Origin of the sequence: Quadrisphaera sp. GCM10027208 (assembly GCF_042658805.1) — a bacterium.
GTDB lineage: Bacteria > Actinomycetota > Actinomycetes > Actinomycetales > SCSIO-59966 > SCSIO-59966.
In genome coordinates, this window is the sequence record NZ_JBHSRC010000004.1 from 205971 (window position 1) to 225927 (window position 19957).

The 19957-nt window shown below is 74.2% G+C and carries 20 protein-coding genes; 13 read left to right on the plus strand and 7 right to left on the minus strand.

What is annotated here, in order from left to right:
• Positions 1-57: 57 nt before the first annotated feature.
• Positions 58-702, plus strand: a complete 645-nt coding sequence (locus ACFP6A_RS08700) for an ACT domain-containing protein (RefSeq protein WP_379603104.1) — start codon at positions 58-60, stop codon at positions 700-702.
• A 3-nt stretch (positions 703-705) separates the two neighbouring features.
• Here ACFP6A_RS08700 and ACFP6A_RS08705 read toward each other — a convergent pair whose 3' ends face one another.
• Positions 706-1167, minus strand: coding sequence for a DUF421 domain-containing protein (locus ACFP6A_RS08705; RefSeq protein ID WP_379603105.1), 462 nt, complete (start codon positions 1165-1167; stop codon positions 706-708).
• 9 nt (positions 1168-1176) lie between these two features.
• Positions 1177-1662 (minus strand): hypothetical protein, encoded by a 486-nt coding sequence (locus tag ACFP6A_RS08710; protein ID WP_379603106.1) that lies wholly within the window; start codon positions 1660-1662, stop codon positions 1177-1179.
• A gap of 201 nt (positions 1663-1863) precedes the next feature.
• Here ACFP6A_RS08710 and ACFP6A_RS08715 point away from each other — a divergent pair, with 201 nt between their 5' ends.
• The 3 genes from ACFP6A_RS08715 (at position 1864) to ACFP6A_RS08725 (ending at position 6904) form a co-directional block, all read left to right on the plus strand.
• Positions 1864-4101, plus strand: a complete 2238-nt coding sequence (locus tag ACFP6A_RS08715; protein ID WP_379603107.1) for a HelD family protein — start codon at positions 1864-1866, stop codon at positions 4099-4101.
• Positions 4102-4253: 152 nt separating this feature from the next.
• Complete coding sequence (locus ACFP6A_RS08720) at positions 4254-5216, plus strand: TIGR03885 family FMN-dependent LLM class oxidoreductase (RefSeq protein WP_379603108.1); 963 nt, start codon at positions 4254-4256, stop codon at positions 5214-5216.
• A 14-nt stretch (positions 5217-5230) separates the two neighbouring features.
• Positions 5231-6904 (plus strand): alpha-amylase family protein, encoded by a 1674-nt coding sequence (locus ACFP6A_RS08725; protein ID WP_379603109.1) that lies wholly within the window; start codon positions 5231-5233, stop codon positions 6902-6904.
• A 13-nt stretch (positions 6905-6917) separates the two neighbouring features.
• Here the strand turns inward: ACFP6A_RS08725 and ACFP6A_RS08730 are convergent, their stop codons facing one another.
• From ACFP6A_RS08730 to ACFP6A_RS08740, 3 genes are all read right to left on the minus strand, one after another.
• Positions 6918-8648 (minus strand): alpha-glucosidase, encoded by a 1731-nt coding sequence (locus ACFP6A_RS08730; RefSeq protein ID WP_379603240.1) that lies wholly within the window; start codon positions 8646-8648, stop codon positions 6918-6920.
• A 74-nt stretch (positions 8649-8722) separates the two neighbouring features.
• Positions 8723-8926: a cold-shock protein gene (locus tag ACFP6A_RS08735; protein ID WP_379603110.1), complete on the minus strand. Its 204-nt coding sequence runs from the start codon at positions 8924-8926 to the stop codon at positions 8723-8725.
• 592 nt (positions 8927-9518) lie between these two features.
• Entirely contained in the window at positions 9519-10157 is a 639-nt protein-coding gene (locus ACFP6A_RS08740; protein ID WP_379603111.1) for a DUF305 domain-containing protein, read from the minus strand.
• A gap of 356 nt (positions 10158-10513) precedes the next feature.
• Between ACFP6A_RS08740 and ACFP6A_RS08745 the strand changes: the two genes are divergently transcribed.
• Positions 10514-11041, plus strand: coding sequence for a DUF305 domain-containing protein (locus ACFP6A_RS08745; RefSeq protein ID WP_379603241.1), 528 nt, complete (start codon positions 10514-10516; stop codon positions 11039-11041).
• Positions 11042-11047: 6 nt separating this feature from the next.
• Here the strand turns inward: ACFP6A_RS08745 and ACFP6A_RS08750 are convergent, their stop codons facing one another.
• Positions 11048-12193 carry a sensor histidine kinase gene (locus ACFP6A_RS08750; protein ID WP_379603112.1) on the minus strand — a complete coding sequence of 382 codons (1146 nt, stop codon included), beginning with the start codon at positions 12191-12193 and terminating at the stop codon, positions 11048-11050.
• Complete coding sequence (locus ACFP6A_RS08755) at positions 12190-12942, minus strand: response regulator (protein WP_379603242.1); 753 nt, start codon at positions 12940-12942, stop codon at positions 12190-12192. Before ACFP6A_RS08755 ends, ACFP6A_RS08750 begins: the two co-directional genes overlap by 4 nt.
• Before the next feature lie 167 nt (positions 12943-13109).
• Here ACFP6A_RS08755 and ACFP6A_RS08760 point away from each other — a divergent pair, with 167 nt between their 5' ends.
• Genes ACFP6A_RS08760 through ACFP6A_RS08795 form a run of 8 tightly spaced genes read left to right on the plus strand, consistent with a single transcriptional unit; the run spans position 13110 to position 19953 of the window.
• Positions 13110-13370 carry an SHOCT domain-containing protein gene (locus tag ACFP6A_RS08760; protein ID WP_379603113.1) on the plus strand — a complete coding sequence of 87 codons (261 nt, stop codon included), beginning with the start codon at positions 13110-13112 and terminating at the stop codon, positions 13368-13370.
• 5 nt (positions 13371-13375) lie between these two features.
• Positions 13376-14917, plus strand: a complete 1542-nt coding sequence (locus ACFP6A_RS08765; RefSeq protein WP_379603114.1) for a multicopper oxidase family protein — start codon at positions 13376-13378, stop codon at positions 14915-14917.
• Entirely contained in the window at positions 14914-15252 is a 339-nt protein-coding gene (locus ACFP6A_RS08770; RefSeq protein ID WP_379603115.1) for an NADH-quinone oxidoreductase subunit A, read from the plus strand. Before ACFP6A_RS08765 ends, ACFP6A_RS08770 begins: the two co-directional genes overlap by 4 nt.
• Positions 15243-16346, plus strand: coding sequence for a hypothetical protein (locus tag ACFP6A_RS08775; RefSeq protein WP_379603116.1), 1104 nt, complete (start codon positions 15243-15245; stop codon positions 16344-16346). Before ACFP6A_RS08770 ends, ACFP6A_RS08775 begins: the two co-directional genes overlap by 10 nt.
• Complete coding sequence (locus ACFP6A_RS08780) at positions 16339-17238, plus strand: NADH-quinone oxidoreductase subunit H (RefSeq protein ID WP_379603117.1); 900 nt, start codon at positions 16339-16341, stop codon at positions 17236-17238. The genes ACFP6A_RS08775 and ACFP6A_RS08780 overlap by 8 nt, the downstream gene beginning before the upstream one ends.
• Positions 17235-17801, plus strand: a complete 567-nt coding sequence (locus ACFP6A_RS08785; protein WP_379603118.1) for an NADH-quinone oxidoreductase subunit J — start codon at positions 17235-17237, stop codon at positions 17799-17801. The genes ACFP6A_RS08780 and ACFP6A_RS08785 overlap by 4 nt, the downstream gene beginning before the upstream one ends.
• Entirely contained in the window at positions 17798-18103 is a 306-nt protein-coding gene (locus ACFP6A_RS08790) for an NADH-quinone oxidoreductase subunit NuoK (RefSeq protein WP_379603119.1), read from the plus strand. The genes ACFP6A_RS08785 and ACFP6A_RS08790 overlap by 4 nt, the downstream gene beginning before the upstream one ends.
• On the plus strand, positions 18100-19953 hold the full coding sequence (locus ACFP6A_RS08795; RefSeq protein ID WP_379603120.1) for a proton-conducting transporter membrane subunit: 1854 nt from the start codon (positions 18100-18102) through the stop codon (positions 19951-19953). Before ACFP6A_RS08790 ends, ACFP6A_RS08795 begins: the two co-directional genes overlap by 4 nt.
• Positions 19954-19957 lie beyond the last annotated feature (4 nt).

A 19957-nucleotide genomic window follows, 5' to 3' on the forward strand; every position in this document is an offset into this window, starting at 1 on the left:
AGCGGCCGTGTGCCCGCCGTTGACATACCCGTAACCGAAAACGGGCACAGTGACCCCATGCTCGCCCGGATCAGGATCAGCGTCCCCGACCGCCCCGGCTCGCTCGGCCGGGTGGCCACCGCCCTCGGCACCGTGGGTGCCGACATCGTCCAGGTGGAGGTGCTCGAGGCCGAGGCCGGCCGGGCCCTGGACGACGTCCACGTCGACGTCCGGGACGTCGACCACCTGGACCGGCTGAGCACCGTGCTGGCGGGCGTCCCGGGGGTCACGGTGGTGGGGCTGCAGCACCCGGCCCCGCCGACGACCGGGCACGCCGAGCTGGAGCTGGTGGCGCAGGTGCTCGCCCAGCCGGACCGGGCGCTGCAGACGCTCGTCGACGGCGCTCCCGGCGCGGTCGGCGCCGACTGGGCGGCGTGCCTGGTCTACGACGAGCGGGGCGCCGCGACCGGGGTCCGCGAGCGCAGCACCGCGTGCCCGGGAGAGGACCGCGTGCCGTTGACCGCGCCGCTGCGGGTCGCCGCCCTCAGCTGGCCGGGCACCGCGGGCGCGGCCCTCGCGCCGCTGGCGGGCACCCGCCTGGGGCTCGCCGTCGTCCGGGAGTCGGGCCCGCCGTTCCACCGCAGCGAGCTGTGGCGGCTCGAGCAGGTCGGCCGGATCGTCGGGCCCGTCGTCGCTCCCGCGCTCGACACCGGCGCCGGCTGACCGTCACCCCTGGGTCGCGGCGTCCGGCTGCGGGACGACACTGATCCCACCGGATGTCTCGAGCACGGCCCACCGCACCTGCTCGATTCGCGCGACCCCGGCCTTCTCCCGGGCCGCCTGCAGGACGTCGTCCACCGTCATGTGCTCCCGGTGCAGGACGTCGGTCAGCGGGCGGCCGTCCTCGACGAGGACGAGCGGGACGCTCTCGGTGACCCGGCGGAAGCGGGGGAACCGGAACGACAGGTAGTCCGAGAACCGCTCGACGGCCAGCAGGGTGGCGATGACGACGGCGGCGTGGGTGACGGAGAAGTCCTCGCCCAGCAGCGCCTGCTGGGTCGCCTCCCCGATGACGAGCAGGATGACGAAGTCGAACGTCGTCACCTGGGACATCGCCCGCTTGCCGGTGAGCCGGAAGAGCAGGAACAGGACGACGTAGACGACCAGACCGCGCAGGACGGCGTCCATCGGGCCTCCTCAGGGCAGGACGAGCTGGGACAGGGTGAGCCGGTCGGCCCCGACGGCGAGGGTGCCGTCGAGGCTCCCGTACGACTGGGCGCGGAACGTCACGTGCACCGCCGTGCTGCCGGGCTCCTCGACGTCCCACTCCAGGACGATGCCGTCCGCCGTGAGCGACTCGCTGCTCGGTGCGGGCGTGACGCCCTGCACGTCCACGGACCGCCACCACTCGCCCGTCAGCTCGAGCCGGAGGCGCCGGTCCTCGACCGCCGCCGGTCGGAACGTCACCGTGAGGGCGTCGTCCGCCTCGTGGTGGGTGACCCGTTGGTAGTCCACGGCGAAGGTCTGCCCGCCGGAGACGGCCGTCGTCCAGCTGAGCGGACCGGCACCGGTCAGGCCGAGCAACCCGGCCACGGGGATGACGGCGAGGAGCGTCCAGCCCACCCGCTGCGCCGCCCACTCGCGGCGTTGGAACGCGGCGTGGTCGTCGATCTGCAGAGTCATGGTCGTCTCGTGCCCGCAATCGCGGTGAGTCATGCCCCGGTGATGCCCGCGTCATGCCCGCACGACGTGGGCCGGGGCCGGCGCCACCCCGCGTCATGCCCGCACGACGTGGGCCGGGGCCGGCGCCACCCCGCGTCATGCCCGCACGACGTGGCGTGGCAGGCTGGTGTGCCGTTTGCGCCGCGAGGGAGGCCGTGCCGCGTGGGGGTCGTCGAGAACGAGATCGCCCGGGAGCAGGAGTACGTCTCCGGGCTGTACGCCCGCCTGGACCGGTTGCGCGAGGTGACCGCGCAACGGCTCGCGGAGGTCCGCCGGGCCGGCGCCTCCGGCACGCACGCGATGCGCAGCGAGCGGGACGCGTTCGCCACCCTCTACGAGGACCGGCTGGCCCAGCTGCACGCCGTGGAGGACCGGCTGACGTTCGGCCGGCTGGACCTCGCCTCCGGCGAGACCCGCTACATCGGCCGGATCGGGCTGTCCGACGACCGGCAGGAGCAGCTGCTCACGGACTGGCGGGCGCCGGCCGCCGAGCCGTTCTACCGGGCCACCGCCGTCCAGCCGGGGGACGTCGTGCGACGCCGGCACCTCATGCTCCGGGGCCGCACGGTCACCTCGGTCGAGGACGACGTGCTGGATCCCGACGCCGTGGACGACGACATGGTCGTCACCGGCGAGGGAGCTCTGATGAGCGCGCTGACTGCTGCCCGCACCGGCCGGATGCGCGACATCGTCGCCACGATCCAGGCCGAGCAGGACCGCGTCATCCGCGCCCCCCTGCCCGGAGTGCTGGTCGTCCAGGGCGGGCCCGGCACGGGCAAGACGGCGGTCGCCCTGCACCGGGCCGCCTACCTGCTCTACGCCCACCGGGAGCGGATCGCGCGCTCCGGCGTCCTCGTCGTCGGACCGAACCGGGCGTTCCTGCGGTACATCGAGCAGGTGCTGCCGGCGCTCGGCGAGACCGGGGTGGTGATGTCGACGGTCGGCGAGCTGTTCCCGGGGGTGCGGGCCACCGGCACCGAGCCGGACGACGTCGCCGCCCTCAAGGGGGATCTGCGGATGGTCGACGTCCTGGCCAACGCCGTCCGCCAGCGCCAGCGGGTCCCCGACCGGCCGGTTCCGCTCGACGTCGCCGGGACCACCGTGCACCTGCGGCCGGGCGTCGTGGCGAGCGCGCGCAGCGCGGCCCGCGACACCGGACGCCCGCACAACGAGGCCCGGGTGACCTTCGTCAAGCGGGTCCTCGGCGACCTGCTGCGCCAGCTCGCCCAGGCCCAGCGGCTGCCGCTGGACGAGGACACCCGCCCGGGTCTGGAGGCCGACCTGCGCGCCGCGCCGGACGTGCGCCGCGAGGTGAACCTGTGCTGGATGCCGCTGACGGCGACCGGGCTGCTCGAGACCCTCTACGCCGTCCCGGAGCGCCTGGCCGCCGCGGCCGACGGGATCCTCGACCGTGCCGAGCAGGCGCTGCTGCGCCGGGACCGTGGTGCGCCGTGGACCCCGGCCGACGTGCCGCTGCTCGACGAGGTGGCCGAGCTCATCGGCTCCGACGACGAGGCGGCGCGTGCCGAGGCGGAGCGCACCGCGGCGCGCCGCCGCCGTGAGCTCGAGTACGCCCGCGAGGTGATCGAGCTGTCCGGCAGCGAGGGCGTCGTCGGCGCCGAGACGCTCACCGACCGGTTCACCGCCTACGGGGCGTCGCTCACCCTGGCCGAGCGCGCGGAGGCGGACCGCACCTGGGCGTACGGGCACGTGGTCGTCGACGAGGCGCAGGAGCTCTCGCCGCTGGCGTGGCGGCTGCTCGTGCGGCGCTGCCCCAGCCGGTCGATGACCGTGGTGGGGGACGTCGCGCAGACCGGGTCGGCGGCCGGCGCGTCGTCCTGGGCGCAGGTGCTCGACCCGTTCGTCGCCGGCCGCTGGACCGTCGAGCACCTCACCGTCAACTACCGCACCCCGCGCCCGGTCATGGACCTGGCCGGCGAGGTGCTCGCGGCGGCGGGGCTGGACGTCGACGTGCCGTCGTCCGTCCGGGACGGCGAGCCCCCGCCGCCGGCACGTCGGGTCGCCGGGCCCGCGGACGTCGCGGACGTCGTGGCCGCCGAGGTGGACCGGCTGGACGCCGGACTGGTCGCTGTCGTCGTCCCGGACGCCGAGCTGGTCCCCGTCGGGGCGGCGCTGCGGGAACGGTTGGGGGCGGCCGCGGTGCGCACCCCGGACGAGGACCGGGACGCGCCGGTCACGCTCACCTCGGTCCGCCAGGTGAAGGGCCTGGAGTTCGACGTCGTCGTCCTGCTCGAACCGGCCGCCGTCGTCGCCGCGTCCCCGCGGGGCGTCAACGACCTGTACGTGGCGCTGACCCGGCCCACGCAGCGGCTCGTCGTCCTGCACCGCCAGCCCCTCCCCCCAGGCCTCACCTCCCTGTCCGCCCCCCTCTCCCCGTGATCATGCAATCCCGCCACCCTCCCCCCTCACCGTGATCATGCAATCCCGCCACCCCACCAGGACCAGGGACGGGACGGCGTCCCCTGCCCACGTCGTGCGGGGAGAGTCCGCTCGCCCTGCGCACCGAGGGCGCGACCGGTAGACAGGGCGTCGTGACCGTCATCGGCTTCCACGCCTCGCACGAGCAGATCCCGCCGAGCCGCCTGCTGGGCGACGTCCGGCACGCCGAGCAGGCCGGCTTCCAGGCGGCGATGTGCTCCGACCACATCGAGCCGTGGAGCCAACGGCAGGGACACTCCGGCTTCGCCTGGTCCTGGCTGGGCGCCGCGATGGCCACGACGAACCTGCCGTTCGGCGTCGTCAGCGCCCCCGGGCAGCGTTACCACCCGGCGGTCATCGCCCAGGCCTCCGCGACGCTGGCGGAGATGTTCCCCGACCGGTTCTGGGTCGCGCTGGGCAGCGGCGAGCACATGAACGAGCACGTCACCGGGCAGCACTGGCCGCGCAAGGAGCAGCGCAACCAGCGCTTGCTGGAGTGCGTCGACGTCATCCGCCGGCTGCACGCGGGCGAGGAGGTCAGCCACGACGGGCTGGTCACCGTCGACCGGGCGCGGGTCTGGTCGCGCCCGGCGAGCCCGCCGCCGCTCGTCGTCCCGGCGGTGAGCGTCGAGACGGCGCGCTGGGGCGCGTCCTGGGCTGACGGACTGGCGACGATCAACCAGCCGGCCGACCACCTCGCCGACATGCTCGCGGCCTACCGGGACGCCGGCGGGCGCGGCAAGACGGTCCTGCAGGTGCACCTGTCGTGGGCGCCCACCGAGCAGGAGGCGTACGCCATCGCGTACGACCAGTGGCGCACGAACGTGTGGGCCCCGCCGGTGCCCTGGGACCTGGAGACAGCCGGACACTTCGACGCCCTCGGCGACGGGGTGAGCGAGCAGCAGGTGCGCGGCTCCGTGCTCGTCAGCAGCGATCTCGGCCGGCTGACCGGGTGGATCGCCGACCTCGTCGGCCTCGGCTTCGACGAGGTCTACCTGCACCACGTCGGGCAGGACCAGGAGCCCTACCTCGACGCCTTCGGCCAGCACGTGCTGCCGCAGCTGAGCGGCCTGTGACCCCGGGAGCACCGATGCGGATCACCGACACCAGCGACCTGTGGTGGAAGAACGCGGTCGTCTACTGCCTCGACGTGGAGACGTTCTTCGACGCCGACGGCGACGGCGTCGGCGACCTGCAGGGCCTCGCCGAGCGGATCGACTACCTCGCCGAGATGGGTGTGACCTGCCTGTGGCTCATGCCGTTCTACCCGACCCCGGACCGGGACGACGGCTACGACGTCTCCGACCACTACGGCGTCGACCGTAGGCTCGGCAGCCTCGGCGACCTGGTGGAGCTCGTCCGCACCGCCCGCGACCGCGGGATCCGTGTCATCGCCGACCTCGTCGTCAACCACACCTCCGACCAGCACCCGTGGTTCAAAGAGGCCCGCAAGAGCACCGACAACCCGTTCCGCGACTTCTACGTGTGGCGCGCCGACGAGCCGCCGGACACCTCCGGCCAGGTGGTCTTCCCCGGTCAGGAGGACAGCATCTGGGAGCACGACGAGAGGACCGGAGAGTGGTACCTGCACCGGTTCTACAAGCACCAGCCGGACCTCAACGTCGCCAACCCGGTCGTCCGCGACGAGATCGCCAAGGTGATGGGGTTCTGGCTGCAGACGGGCCTGTCCGGGTTCCGCGTCGACGCGGTGCCGTTCCTGCTCGAGACGCTCCTCGAGCGCAACGCCGACGACTTCGCCGACCCGCACGGCTACCTCAGGTCGCTGCGGCGCTTCCTCCAACGACGGACCGGGGACGCCGTCCTGCTCGGCGAGGTCAACCTGCCCTACGACAAGCAGGTCGACTACTTCGGCGGCGAGGACGGCGACGAGCTGACGATGCAGTTCGACTTCGTCGGCATGCAGGCGATGTACCTGTCCCTTGCCCGCCAGGACGCCGGCCCGCTCGCCGACGCGCTGCGCCGCCGCCCGGTGGTGTCCCCGGACACCCAGTGGGCCAACTTCGTCCGCAACCACGACGAGCTCACCCTCGACCAGCTGTCCGAGGAGGAGCGCCAGGAGGTCTTCGCCGCCTTCGGACCTGAGGAGCGGATGCAGATCTACGGTCGTGGGCTCAAGCGCCGGCTGCCGCCGATGCTCGACGGCGACCCGCGCCGCGTCCGGATGGTGTACAGCCTGCTGTTCTCCCTGCCCGGCACCCCCGTCCTCTACTACGGCGAGGAGATCGGGATGGGGGAGGATCTCGACGCTCCCGGGCGGCACGCCGTCCGGACGCCGATGCAGTGGACGGCGGAGGAGAACGCGGGGTTCTCCACGGCGCCCGCCCGCCGGCTGGTGAGCCCCGTCGTCACCGGCGGCTTCGGCCCCCAGCACGTCAACGTCGCCGACCAGAAGCGCGACCCGGACTCGTTGTGGAGCTTCATCACCCGCTTGGCTCAGCGATACCGCCAGTGCCCCGAGCTGGGCTGGGGCGCCTACGAGATCCTCGAGCAGCCGCACGCCCAGGTCCTCGCCCACCGCTGCACCTGGGACGACGCCTCGGTCGTCGCCCTGCACAACCTCGGCCCTGACCCGGTCACCGTGCCGCTGCGGCTCGGCGACGTCGGGCCCGGCTGCACGCTCGCCGACCTGCTGCAGGAGGGCGGGTGCGAGCTCGCCGAGGGCGGCGCCGCCGAGGTGCTGCTCGACGGCTACGGGTTCCGCTGGCTGCGGGTCCGCAGGCCCGGTGACCGGCGCCTGCTGTGAGAACGGACGCCGGTCAGGCCGGGCGCCGGTAGACCCGCGCCTCCCAGGGGCGCAGGGTCAACCCGGCGGCGTCCGGGTCGCTGGGCGGGCCGCCGCCGGCGTCCGGGTAGTTGCCGAGGACGAGCTCGGACGCCGCCCAGGCCGCGGCGTCGGGAACGGGCGCCTCGGCGTCCTCGGCCGAGAAGTTGGCCACCACGAGCAGCTCGGTCCCCTCGTACCGGCGGGTGAACGCGTAGATCCGGTCGTCGTCGGCCAGCAGCATCCGGAAGTCCCCGAACGCCACGGCGGGCTCGGTGTGCCGCAGCTCGATCAGCCGCCGGTAGTGGTGGAGGACCGAGTGCGGGTCGGCGAGCGCCGCGGCCGCATTGACCTCGGTGTAGTTGGCGTTGACCGGGATCCACGGCGTGCCCGTGGTGAACCCGGCGTGCTCGGTGTCGTCCCACTGCATCGGGGTGCGGGCGTTGTCCCGGCTCATCGTCCGCAGCCCGGCGAGGACGGCGTCCGGCGGGGTGCCGGCAGCCACCTCGTGGGCGTAGTGGTTGAGCGACTCGATGTCGCGGAAGTCCTCGATGCTCGTGAACGACGTGTTCGTCATCCCGAGCTCCTCGCCCTGGTAGACGTACGGCGTGCCCCGGTGCAGGTGCAGGACCGTGCCGAGCAGCGTGGCGGACTCGACCCGGTAGCGGCCGTCGTCCCCGAACCGGGAGACGACGCGCGGCTGGTCGTGGTTGTTCCAGTAGAGGCTGTTCCAACCGCGCTCGGCCAGCCCGAGCTGCCAGCGGTTGAGCGAGGCCTTGAGCTCGCGCAGGCGCAACGGGTGCACGTCCCACTTCGTGTCGCCCTGGTCGATCTGGACGTGCTCGAACTGGAACACCATGTCGACCTCGTGGCGGGCCGGGTCGGTGAACAGGACGGCCTCCTCCACCGTCACGCCCGGCATCTCCCCGACCGTCAGCAGCACCTGTTCCCGCTCGGCCATCACCTCGGCGTGCATCTCGGCGAGGAACTCGTGGATCCGCGGCCCGCAGACGTAGTACGGGGAGCCGTCGCCGAGCATCCCGCTGCCGGTGACGTGACCGTCGGGCAGCGCCGGGTCCTTGGAGATGAGGTTGATGACGTCCATCCGGAAGCCGTCGACCCCGCGGTCGAGCCACCAGCGCATCATCGTGTACACGGCCTGACGGACCTCGGGGTTCTCCCAGTTGAGGTCCGGCTGCCGGTGGGAGAACAGGTGCAGGTAGTACTCGCCGGACGCCTCGTCGAGCTGCCAGGCGGGACCGGAGAAGAACGAGCGCCAGTTCGTCGGCTCGGCGCCGGGGTCCCCGGGGCGCATTCCGGGGCGGGGCGGCCGCCACCAGTACCAGTCCCGCTTCGGAGAGTCCGGCCCGCTGCGGGACTCCACGAACCACGGGTGCTCGTCGCTCGTGTGGTTGACGACGAGGTCCATGACGAGACGCATGCCACGCGCGTGCAGGGCCGCGATCAGCTCGTCGAGCTGCTCGAGGCTGCCGAACACCGGGTCGACGGCGGTGTAGTCGCTGATGTCGTAGCCGTTGTCGTGCTGCGGAGAGGGGTAGATCGGGGACAGCCACAGGACGTCGACGCCGAGGGCGTGCAGGTAGTCGAGCCGAGCGAGGACGCCGCCGAGGTCACCGATGCCGTCGCCGTCGGAGTCCGCGAAGCTCCGCGGGTAGACCTGGTAGACGACGGCGCTCTTCCACCACGGCTCGCTCACCTGCCGCATCCTGCCGGACGAGTCCCCGGCAGGCACGGACGCCCCGGCTCGGCGAGCCGGGGCGTCCGTGGAGTCGTCGCTCGTCAGAGCGGACGGATGTTCGCGGCCTGGGGGCCCTTCTGGCCCTGGGTGACCTCGAACTCGACGTGCTGACCCTCCTCGAGGGAGCGGTACCCGCTCATCTCGATGGCGGAGAAGTGGGCGAAGACGTCGGCGCCGCCGTCGTCGGGGGTGATGAACCCGTAGCCCTTGTCGGCGTTGAACCACTTCACGGTGCCTGTGGTCACGTGCGTGTTTCCCTTCGGAGTGTTCCGACAGACCCGACCTCCGGGTCCGCGCGTCACGGTGTTTCGTCGTCCGCTCCTGAAGCAGGAAAACAAGACGTGCGAGCACTGCAACTGCCCACGAAGCGTAGCCCAGCCGGGGCCGCCGCGACAGCCTCCCTGTGGACGGTCACCAGGAGTTCACCCACCGCCCCCTCCCTCTCGTGATCATGCAATCCCGCCACCCCCACGACCCATCCGTGATCATGCAATCCCGCCACCCCAGCCACCCTCACTGCCCGCTCGCAGGATGCTGGGTTGGTGGCGCGACACGCCGGGCAGGCGGTACCGAGCGCAGCATTCTGTGATCGAGGCGTCTGAGCCGACGTGGGCTGCCATGAAGCGCTCATGCATCCCCGCCACCTTGCCACCCGGACCGACTGCACGACCGGGCCGACCGACCGCCCCGGTCGCAGAGTGCTTGTTGGTCACAGCTGTGCCGGCTCGCCCCACTCGATGACGGGTGGCGGGATTGCATGATCACGGATGGGTCGTGGGGGTGGCGGGATTGCATGATCACGGGGGCAGGGGGATGGGATGGGGGCGGCGCTGGGGGCTAGCCGAGCAGGGCCCGCATCTCCTCGATCTCGGCCTGCTGGCCCTCGATGATGGCCTCCGCGAGCTCCAGGGCCGGCGGGTAGCTGCCCTCCGTCAGCTGCCGCTCGGCCATCGCCACCGCCCCCTCGTGGTGAGCGATCATCCCGGTCAGGAACAGCCGGTCCCACTCCGCCCCCGTCGCCTGCTCGAGCTCGGCCATCTCCTCGGCGGTGAGCATCCCTCCCGCCTCGTGCTCCTCGGCGTCCATGCCGTGCGCGGCGTGCCCGTCCGTCGCGCCACCGGCGGCGGCGTCCGGGACCTCCTCGCCCCAGGCCTCCAGCCACGAGGTCATCTCGGCGATCTCCGGCTCCTGGGCGGCCTCGATCCGGCGGGCGAGGTCCACGACCTCGGGCGACTCTGCGCGGCCCGGCGCCATCCGCGCCATCGCGAGCGCCTGGCCGTGGTGCGGGATCATCCCCTGAGCGAAGGCGACGTCGGCGGCGTTGAACGTCGCAGCCTCGGACGGCGTAACCGCAGACTCGGACGGCGTGACCGCCGACGACCCGCCGGTCGGCGTCCCGGGTGAGGTGTCGCCGGAGCAGCCGGCGAGGGCGAGGACGACGCTGACGGCGACGGCGGGCAGGGCGAGACGGGGCATGGGGCAACTCCGAGGATCGTGGACGGACAGGCGTACGCGGGACCACTGGCGTCCGGTGCGCACGACGCGACGGGACCGACCGGTCCCGGCTGCCTCCATGGTCGCCGACGGACGTCGCTGCCGGGCCCCGCGGAGCCTCAAGATTCGATGAAGACGACGTCCTCGAGTCGCAGGCTCCAGGGTTCGCCGTCAGGCTGGTCCGGCCGGCCGGCACGTCGCGGACGGCGCAGGGCAGCAGAGGAGCACGGAGGTCACCTCAGATGACGCAGCAGCCGAACGAGCACCGGAACCAGCAGCAGCAGGGCCAGCACGACCAGCACGACCAGCAGAGTCAGCACGGAGGTCACCAGCGCGGCATGTACCTGCGGTTCGCGGCGATGATCCTCACCGCCATGGTGCTCATGTACTGGCTCATGTTCGTCGGCTCGTGGGAGTGGAGCCACGTGCGGTTCAGTGAGAGCCGGGTCTTCATGGCGCTGACCATGGGCGGGTCCATGGGTCTGGTGATGCTCGCGTGGATGCTCAACATGTACCGCAGCACGAAGGCCAACACGGTGGTCGTCGTCGTGAGCCTGCTGCTGCTCGGCGGCGGGATCGCCTTGGACCGCAGTCAGGCGACGGTCGGGGACGTCGACTTCATGCAGGCGATGATCCCGCACCACTCACTAGCGATCACCCGGGCCGAGCGCGCCGGCATGCAGGACGTCCGGGTGTGCGAGCTCGCCGTCGAGATCAGTGAGGCGCAGCGGCGGGAGATCCTCGAGATGGACTGGCTCATCCAGGACATCGAGGAGAACGGTCTGGCCACCACGCCGGAGCAGGCGCGCGAGCGTCCGGTGCCCGACTTCGACCGCGCCGCGCTCCGGGACTGCCCGACCACCTGAACCGTCTCACCCGGACGCCGCCGGCGCCGTCCGCCGGCCGGGCACCGGCAGCCACACGCTGACCGTCGTACCGGCACCCTTCCCGTCGCTGTGAACCGTGATCCGCCCGCCGTGCTCCTCGACGAGCGCCCTGCAGATCGCCAGCCCGACGCCGGACCCGCCGTGCTCGCGGTCCCGGGCGGAGTCGACTCGGTAGAAGCGTTCGAGCACGTGCTCGAGGTGCTCGGGCGCGATCCCCTCGCCGGTGTCGCTGACGGCGAGCTCGACGCCGGCACCGCGGCGGTCGGCCGACACCGTGACCCGGCCGCCGCCGGGAGTGTGCCGCAAGGCGTTGTCGAGCAGGTTGCCGAGGACCTGACCGAGCCGGTCGGGGTCGACCTCCACCTCCGGCACTCCCGCGCCGATGTGCGCCGTCAGGGTGACGCCCCGGTCGGCGAAGCGGGCCGCCCCGGCCGCGACCGCGGAGCGCACGAGCTCCTGTGCCGGGACGCGCCGAGCCGCGAGCGGCACCTGGTGCTCCTCGGCCCGGGACACCGCGCTGATGTCGTGAGCGAGCCTCCCGAGACGCCGGGTCTGCGTGCGCAGCATCGCCACGGTGTCGGCGTCCAGGTCCCGGACGCCGTCCTCAAAGGCCTCCAGGTAGGCGTCCAGGGTCGCGACCGGCGTCCGCATCTCGTGGCCGAGGTCCGCGAGCAGCCGCCGCCTGGTCGCCTCGACGCTGTCCAGCCGGTCCGCCATCCGGTTGAACGACAGCGCCAGGGCGTCGAACTCGGCACCCAGGCCGGCCGTGTGCACCCGGGCGGTGTACCGACCGTCGGCGACGGTGGACGCCGCTTCCGACACCGTGCGCAGCGAGCGCCGGACCCGGCGGGTCACCGACAGGCTGACGGCCAGCGCCGCCGCCGTCGCCGCGAGCAGGGCCACCGCCAGGGAGATGACGGTCGCGGACCGGAAGGCCGCCTCCGCGTGCAGCAGCTCCTGCCCCGGCTCGGCCCGCGCGGCCCGGGCCAGGTGCTCGTCGAAGAGCGGCGGTCCGATGACCCCGGCCACCAGCCACGCGGTCGCGGCCCCGGTGAGGACGACGAGCGCCTGGGCGGCGACCAGCCGCGTCCCGAGCCCCGTCCGGCCGCCGGCACGGCCCGGCGGCGTCATCCCGCACCACCGGCCGCGGGCTGCGGGACGCCGTCCCCCATCCGGTAGCCCACGCCCCGGACGGTGCGGACGAACCGGGGCGCCGCCGCGTCGTCCCCGAGCTTGCGGCGCAGGTGCCCGACGTGGACGTCGACGAGGTGCTCGTCGCCCACCCAGTCCCGGCCCCACACGGTGTCGATGAGGTGGCGACGGGTGAACGCCAGCCGGGGACGTGCCGCGAGCGCCGCCAGCACGTCGTACTCGGTGCGGGTGAGCGGCACGGGCCGGCCCTCGACGCTCACCTCACGGGACACCGGGTCGATGACGAGGTCGCCGAAGGACAGCACCGGTGCCTCCCCGTCGTCGGCTGGGCGGCTCGGAGCACGGGGCCTGCGCAGCATCGCCCGGATCCGGGCGACGAGCTCGCGGGGGCTGAACGGCTTGGTGACGTAGTCGTCCGCGCCGGCGGACAGGCCGACGAGGGTGTCCGTCTCGTCGCCGCGCGCGGTGAGCATGACGACGTAGCAGTCCGAGAAGGTGCGCAGCACCCGGCACACCTCCACCCCGTCGAGCCCGGGCAGGCCGAGGTCCAGGACGACGACGTCCGGGTCGAGCTCGCGGGCCACCTCGAGAGCGCCGGGGCCGTCGTAGGCCTGCGCCACCTCGAACCCCTCCCGCTCCAGGTAGCTCGCGATGACGGCGGCCAACGGCCGCTCGTCGTCGACGACCAGGGCGCGTCGTCCGTCCGGGCTGGGCACCATGCCTTCCATGGTGCCGCCCTCGGGGAACCGGGCCGACCGCCGCAGCCGTCCCGGCGGCCCGCCCGGACGGTTCTTCATCGAACCTTGACGCTCTTCCGCGCCTGCGCCCAGGCCCGGCTGGCACGGTGGTGGCCGTCGACCGAGGATGGGCTTCGGCGAGGAGAGGTGGTGGACCGATGGGACCCGGTTTCGGCATGGGTTGGGGGGCCGGCATGGGCTGGATGTGGCTGTGGTGGCTGCTCGTCCTCGTCGGCCTCATCGTCCTCGTCGTCGTGCTGGCGCGCACCGTCGGCGGGTCCTCGGGAGGGCGGTCCTCCGACGCCGGCACCGCACCCCGGGAGTCCTCGGCGCGCCGGATCCTCGACGAGCGCTTCGCTCGGGGGGAGATCGACGAGGCCGAGTACCGGGCCCGCCGGCACGAGCTGGACGGGGACTGACCCGGGTGCCGGACGAGCGCAGCGGTCCCAGCCGGCGCCAGGTACTGGTCCTCGCCGGGACCGGGGTGGCCGCGATCTCGCTGGGGGCGGCCGGTGTCATCGGCCGGTGGGGCGCCGGGGACGGCACCGACGACAGCACCGGGACGACACCCCTGGACGACGTGCGCGGCAGCGCGCTCACCGAGCCGGACGAGCTGCGCAGCGCCGGTGGCGTCCTGGAGGCCCGGCTGCGCGCGGCCGCCGGGCCGGTGACGCTGGCCGGCCGGACCGTCCACGCCTTGTCCTACAACGGGTCCGTACCCGGACCGACGCTGCGGCTACGGCCCGGCGACCGGGTCAGGCTGGACGTCGAGAACGCCCTGGGCACCGCCACCAACCTGCACGTGCACGGACTGCACGTGTCCCCGCAGGACAACGGGGACAACCCCCTCGTGCGGATCGAGGACGGCGAGACGTTCCGGTACGAGTACGACGTCCCCCCGGACCACCCGACCGGGACGTTCTGGTACCACCCGCACCTGCACGGGCTCGTCGCCGACCAGCTCTTCGGCGGCCTGGCCGGCGCGATCGTCATCGAGTCGCAGGACGACCCGGACCTGCCCGCCGGCCGGGAACGGGTCCTCGTCGTCAGCGACCTCAGCCTGGACGGGGACCGGGTCGCGGCCGCCGGCCCGATGGACGTCATGATGGGCCGCGAGGGCCAGCTCGTGCTCGTCAACGGCCAGCTGCGGCCGACCGTGCAGGTCGAGCCGGGGAGCTGGGAGCACTGGCGGGTGGTCAACGCCTGCACCTCCCGCTTCCTGCGGCTGCGGCTGGACGGCGGGGAGCTGGTCCAGGTCGCGGCGGACGCCGGTCACCTGGCCGAGCCGGTCGAGGTGGACGACGTCCTGCTGGCCCCGGGGAACCGGGTGCAGCTGCTCGCCCGGGCCACCGCGGCGCACGCCCGGTTGACGACCCTGCCCGTCGACCGGGGCGGCATGGGCATGGGCAGGGGGCCCGGGACGGGCCCGGGGACGGGTGCAGGCCCGTCGGGGCCGGGCCGGGGTGAGCAGGACGCCACGGTGCTGCTGGACCTCACCGGAGGCGCCACCTCCGCCGACCGTCCCGCGCTGCCGGACCGGCTCGTGGACCTGCCCGACCTGCGCGAGGCCGTGGTCGACGGACGCCGCACGCTCACCTTCGCCATGGGGATGGCCATGGGCCGGGGGATGGCCTTCACCATCGACGGGCGGGAGTTCGACGCCGAGCGGGTGGACACGCCGGTCACCGTGGGCACGGTGGAGGAGTGGACCGTCGCCAACGACAGCCCGATGGACCACCCCTTCCACCTGCACGTGTGGCCGGTGCAGGTGGTCGCCCGCGACGGTGCGCCGGTCCAGGGTCCGCCGCGGTGGCTGGACGTCGTCAACGTCCCGGCCGGCAGGACGGTGACGGTCCGGGTGCGCTTCGACGACTTCCCCGGGCTGACCGTGTACCACTGCCACATCCTCGACCACGAGGACCTGGGGATGATGGGCACGGTGCTCGCCGAGGGGTCGGGGCCATGAGCGCGGTGTCGCTGCTGGGCGCCGCGGCGGCGCTCGTGGTCGGGGTGTACGGCGCGGCCGCAGCCCTCGCGGTCACCCGCGCCCCGGCGCGGGTGCTGCCGTTCGAGGGCGGCTCGGTGCCGCAGCAGCACGCCGTCTCCCGGTTCCACGTCCGCTGGTACGCGGTCACCCTGCTGTTCCTGGCCTTCGACATGGAGATGGTGTTCATGTACCCGTGGGCCGTCGTCGTCGCGGACATGGGGACGACGGCCGTCGTGGAGATGTTCGGCTTTCTCGCCGTGCTGTTCGTCGGGGTCGTCTACGTCTGGCGGGAGGGGGGGCTGCGGTGGGCCTGAGAGCGGCCGTCACGTCGTGGGCGCTGGCTCGTCCGCGGGTGCTGGTGGTGGACTCCCCCGAGGCGCGGGCGCTGCGCTGGGCCGCGGAGGCGGAGCTCGACCGCCGGGGCTGGTCCGCGGCGCTCTCCCCGGCGGACGCCGACGTCCTGCTCGTGCTGGGAGAGCCGGGGCCGGGGCTCGCGGCCGCGGTCGACCTGCTGTGGAGCCAGCTGCCGGCCCCCCGCCTCCGGGTGCAGGCCCGGACGCCGGCCGCGCTCGCCGAGTCGCTCGCCGACGCTGCGGCCCGGCTGGCCGCCTCCGGCGCGGACCCGGCACCGGACGACCCGTGGCAGGCAGCCCCCCGACCGGACGTGCACGACGGCACGGACGGCATGGACGGCATGGACGGCATGGACGGCATGGACGGCATGGACCACGGGGAGCACATGGACCACGGGGAGCACGGGGACCACGGCGGGCACGGGGACCACGGCGGCGGTGACGTCGCCGGGCTGGCGATGGCCCAGACCGCGCCGGACCGAGACGGCCTGCAGCTCGACTCCCTGGCCGTGACCATCGGCCCGTGGCTGCCCGGCTGGCCGACCGGCCTGGTGGTGCACGGCCGGCTGCAGGGCGACGTCCTCACCGAGCCGCACGTCACCTGGGTGGATCCGGACGCCGCACCGCCCCCACCGGCCTCCCCGCAGGTCGTGGCCGCCGACGTGCTGTCGCGGCTGCTGCTCGTCGCAGGGTGGCCGCTGGCCGCTCGCCAGGCCCGCCGCACCCGGGCCGACCTGGTGGCCGGGACGGCCGGCGCTGGCGCGAACGCCGAGCGGCTCGCCCGCCGGGTCACCGGCTCCCGGGTGCTCACCTGGTCGCTGCGCGGGGTCGGCCACGACGAACAGGGCCGGGACGCCGTCGACCGGGTCCGGCAGTGGGCCGGCTCGCTGACCGGGGACGGCGACCCGCCGCCGCCGGCGTCCCCGCAGGCCGTGGCCGCGATGACGGACGGCGCGGAGCTGGCCGCCGTCCGGCTGGCCGTCGCCACGCTCGACGCGTCGCCGGCGACCACGCCGGCCGGCAGCCACCCACCGGACGAGCACGGCCATGGCTGAGGCCCTCGTGGTGCTCGCCGTCGCACTGGGCGCCGGGCTCGTCGTGGCCGCCGCGGACTCCGTCGTGCTGCACGGCGCCGCAGCGTGGTCCGACCCCGTGCGCGCGGGCCTGCGGCACCTCAGCACCCAGCCGCGCCGGACCCTGCGCCCGGACGTGCTGCTGCTGCGGGCCGGGGTGGTCGCCGTCCCGGTGCTCGCGGTCCTGGCCGCCGCCGTCGTCCCGCTCGGGGGACAGGTCCTCGCTCCCTCCTCGGCCGAGCTGGTGTGGTTCAACGCGGCCGAGGCGCTGCTGTGGGCCGCGCTGTGGCTGGTCGGCTGGGGGCCCAACGCCGTGTACTCCCTGGTCGGGGGCTACCGCTTCCTCGCCCAGGGCCTGGCCTACGAGCTGCCGCTGATGTTCGCCCTGATCACCGTCGGGGTGGGCGCGGGGTCGCTGCGGGTCACCGACGTGGTCTCCGCGCAGCAGGACCTGTGGTTCGTCGTCACCATGCCGGTGGCGTTCGTCGTGTTCCTCGCCGGCAGCGCGGCGTTCGCGTTCTGGGGGCCGTTCGACCCGCCGGTGTCGGCGGACGCCGGCGGTGGGCTGCTCTCCGACCTGGCCGGCGCCGACCGGCTGCTCGTACAGCTCGGCCGGTACGTTTTCCTCGGGGTGTCGGCGGCGATGGCCGCCGCCCTGTTCCTCGGTGCCGGGCACGGCCCGTGGCTGCCGGACACGGCCTGGCACGCCGTCAAGACGCTCGCCGTGCTCGCCGTGCTCGTCACCGTGGGGCGCCGGGTGCCCGCGATCCGCCCGGACCGGTTCGTCGAGGTGGCGTGGATGGTGCTCGTGCCGCTCACCCTGCTGCAGGCCCTGGTGGTGTCGGTGCTGGCCCTGGCGGGGGTGTACCGGTGAGCACGCTGACCGTCGTCCTCGGGGCCCTCGGCGCACTGGCCGTGGCAGCCGGCGTCCTCGTCTTCGTCGTCGACTCGATGGCCCGGGCGACGTTCGCGCTGCTCGCCTCGTTCCTCGCCGTGGCGCTCATGCTGCTCGTCCTCGACCTGCCCTACCTGGCCCTGGTCACCGCGCTGATGATGACGATGGAGATGGCCGTGATGGCCGTCTTCATGATCATGTTCATGATGAACCCGGCCGGGCTGATGCCGATGACCATGGTGCACAACGCCAGGGGGTCGGCGGCGGTGGGGCTGACGACGTTCCTCGTGCTGACCGCCGGGATCTGGACGGTGGACTGGCCCGAGCCCGCGGGCCCCCGGCCCGCCGACAGCACCCGCCAGCTCGGCGAGGCGGTGATGGGCTCGCACATGCTCGTGATGATCGTCGTCGGGGTGGGCCTGCTCGCCACCATCCTCGCCGGGACGGTGCTGGCGACGTCCCGCGGCCGCTACGACCGGTTCGGGCCGGGCCTGGACCGCCGCCGTCCCGACGACCCCGTCCCCGGAGGGCTGCCGCGATGACCCTGCAGATCGTCCTCACCGTCGCCGCCGCACTGGTCGGCGTCGGGCTGTTCGGCGCGCTGTCCCAGCAGTCGATCGTCATGGTGATGATGGGACTCGAGCTCGTCGTCAACGGGGTGCTGGTCGGCGCCGGGGCCGCGTGGTACTTCCTGAGTCCCGGGACGCCGGACGCGCAGGTGCTCGTCGTCCTCGCCCTGGTCGTCATGGCCGTGGAGATGGTGATGGGCTTCGCCGCCACCATCGCCATCTACCGCGCCCGCCAGGTGGACATGGTGGACATGGCGACGGAGCTGCGCGGGTGAGTCTCGCGCTCGCCGCGCTGGTCGCGGTCCCCGCCGTGACCGGTGGCGCGCTGCTGCTGGCCGGCCGGCGCGCTGACCGGGCTGCCGCGCCCGCCGCCGTCGCCGCTGCCGCGGTCGGCCTGCTCGCCGCCGCCGTCGTGGCCGGCACCCGGCCGCGGGCTCAGGCCCGTTTCGTCGGCCTCGTCGACGGCGGCGAGCTCGCGCTGTCGGTCGACGCGCTGTCGGCGGTGATGGTGGTGACGGTCGCCGCGGTGACCGCCGCCGTGACCGTGTTCGCCGCGGCGGACCTGCCGCGGGACGCCGCCCGGGCACGGTTCTTCGGCTTCCTGCTGGTGTTCGCCGCGGCGATGCAGGTCACGGTCACCGCCACCACGCTCACCACGCTGCTCCTGGCCTGGGAGGTGATGGGGATGGCCTCCTACGCCCTCATCGCCTTCCACTGGGAGGTCCCGGGCAAGATGGCAGCCGGCACCACGGCGTTCCTCACCACCCGGGCCGCGGACCTCGGCCTGTACGTGGCGGCGGGCGCGGCCCTGGCCGGCGCCGGCAGCCTGCGCCTGGCCGACCTGCCCGGCGCCGACGGACCGTGGCTGCACGTGGCCGCCGCCGGCGTCCTGATCGCCGCCCTCGGCAAGTCGGCGCAGCTGCCGTTCTCCGCCTGGCTGTCGGCGGCGATGGAGGGCCCGAGCCCGGTCAGCGCGCTGCTGCACTCGGCCACCATGGTGGCGGCGGGCGGGTACCTGCTGGTCCGGCTCCACCCGCTGCTGCAGGCCGCCGGCTGGGCCGCGCCGGCGGCGGCCTGGGCGGGGGCGCTGACGGCGCTGGTGCTGGGCGCGGTGGCCCTGGCCCAGCGCGACGTCAAGCAGCTGCTGGCCGCCAGCACCGCGGCGCAGATCGGCTTCGTCGTCCTGGCCGCCGGCGTCTCCGCGGTGGCCGCGGGCACCTCGCAGCTCGTCGCCCACGCGGCGGTCAAGGCCGGGCTGTTCGTCGCCGCCGGCGCCTGGCTCACCTCGCTGGGCACCCAGCAGCTGTCGGGGCTGCGGGGCGCTGCCCGCCGCCACCGCGGGGTCGGCGCCGCGGCCGTGGTGGCCGCGCTGGCGCTGAGCGGGGTGCCGCCGCTCGCCCTGTGGGCCACCAAGGACCAGGTGCTCGCCTCGGTGCACGGGCAGGCGCTGCACGTCGTGGCGCTGGCCGCGGCGGCCCTGTCGGCCGGGTACGCCGGCAAGCTGCTCGGCGTCGTCCTGGCCCGGCCGGACGACGCTGCGGACGGCGCTCCGCACGGCGCGACGCGGACGCTTGGGCCGGTCCCGCCGGCCACTACGGCGGTCGCGGTGACGCTGGCGCTGCCGGCCGCCGGGCTCGGGGTGCTGGCCCTGCCCCCGGTGGCCCGGTGGGTCCGCACGCTGCTGGGGGTGCCGGCGGAGCCGGCGGCAGCGCCGGTGGACCTCGTCGTGTCCGCGGCCCTGGCGACCGGTGTGCTGGCCGCCGTGCTGGCCCGGCCGGCACTGCTCACCGCCGTGGAGCGCACGCCGCTGCACCGCTGGGCCGGGCTGAGGGCCGTGCTGACCGGCCGGCCGGTGACGGCGCTGGCCGCCAGGGTGGCCGTCGTCGACGAGCGGGGGGTGGACCGGCTGGTGACCTCCGCGGCCACCGGCACCGTCCGGCTCGCCGGCCGGGTCGCCCGGTGGGACCACGGCGGCGTCGACGCAGCCGTGACGGCCACTGCCCGGGCGTTCTACCGCGCCGGGGCACTGGCCCGTCGCCCGCAGACCGGACTGCTGCACCAGTACTACGCCATGGCCGCCGGCGGGCTCGGCCTGCTGCTCGCGCTGCTGCTGATCGGAGGGTGAGAGC

Coding starts and splice junctions, on each gene's coding strand:
- ACFP6A_RS08790 (WP_379603119.1), top strand. CDS start 17,798: ATGACCCTGCAGATCGTCCTCACCGTCGCCGCCGCACTGGTCGGCGTC.
- ACFP6A_RS08730 (WP_379603240.1), bottom strand. CDS start 8,648: ATGCGGCAGGTGAGCGAGCCGTGGTGGAAGAGCGCCGTCGTCTACCAG.
- ACFP6A_RS08780 (WP_379603117.1), top strand. CDS start 16,339: ATGGCTGAGGCCCTCGTGGTGCTCGCCGTCGCACTGGGCGCCGGGCTC.
- ACFP6A_RS08750 (WP_379603112.1), bottom strand. CDS start 12,193: ATGACGCCGCCGGGCCGTGCCGGCGGCCGGACGGGGCTCGGGACGCGG.
- ACFP6A_RS08710 (WP_379603106.1), bottom strand. CDS start 1,662: ATGACTCTGCAGATCGACGACCACGCCGCGTTCCAACGCCGCGAGTGG.
- ACFP6A_RS08755 (WP_379603242.1), bottom strand. CDS start 12,942: ATGGAAGGCATGGTGCCCAGCCCGGACGGACGACGCGCCCTGGTCGTC.
- ACFP6A_RS08770 (WP_379603115.1), top strand. CDS start 14,914: ATGAGCGCGGTGTCGCTGCTGGGCGCCGCGGCGGCGCTCGTGGTCGGG.
- ACFP6A_RS08760 (WP_379603113.1), top strand. CDS start 13,110: ATGGGACCCGGTTTCGGCATGGGTTGGGGGGCCGGCATGGGCTGGATG.
- ACFP6A_RS08705 (WP_379603105.1), bottom strand. CDS start 1,167: ATGGACGCCGTCCTGCGCGGTCTGGTCGTCTACGTCGTCCTGTTCCTG.
- ACFP6A_RS08725 (WP_379603109.1), top strand. CDS start 5,231: ATGCGGATCACCGACACCAGCGACCTGTGGTGGAAGAACGCGGTCGTC.
- ACFP6A_RS08745 (WP_379603241.1), top strand. CDS start 10,514: ATGTACCTGCGGTTCGCGGCGATGATCCTCACCGCCATGGTGCTCATG.
- ACFP6A_RS08740 (WP_379603111.1), bottom strand. CDS start 10,157: ATGCCCCGTCTCGCCCTGCCCGCCGTCGCCGTCAGCGTCGTCCTCGCC.
- ACFP6A_RS08700 (WP_379603104.1), top strand. CDS start 58: ATGCTCGCCCGGATCAGGATCAGCGTCCCCGACCGCCCCGGCTCGCTC.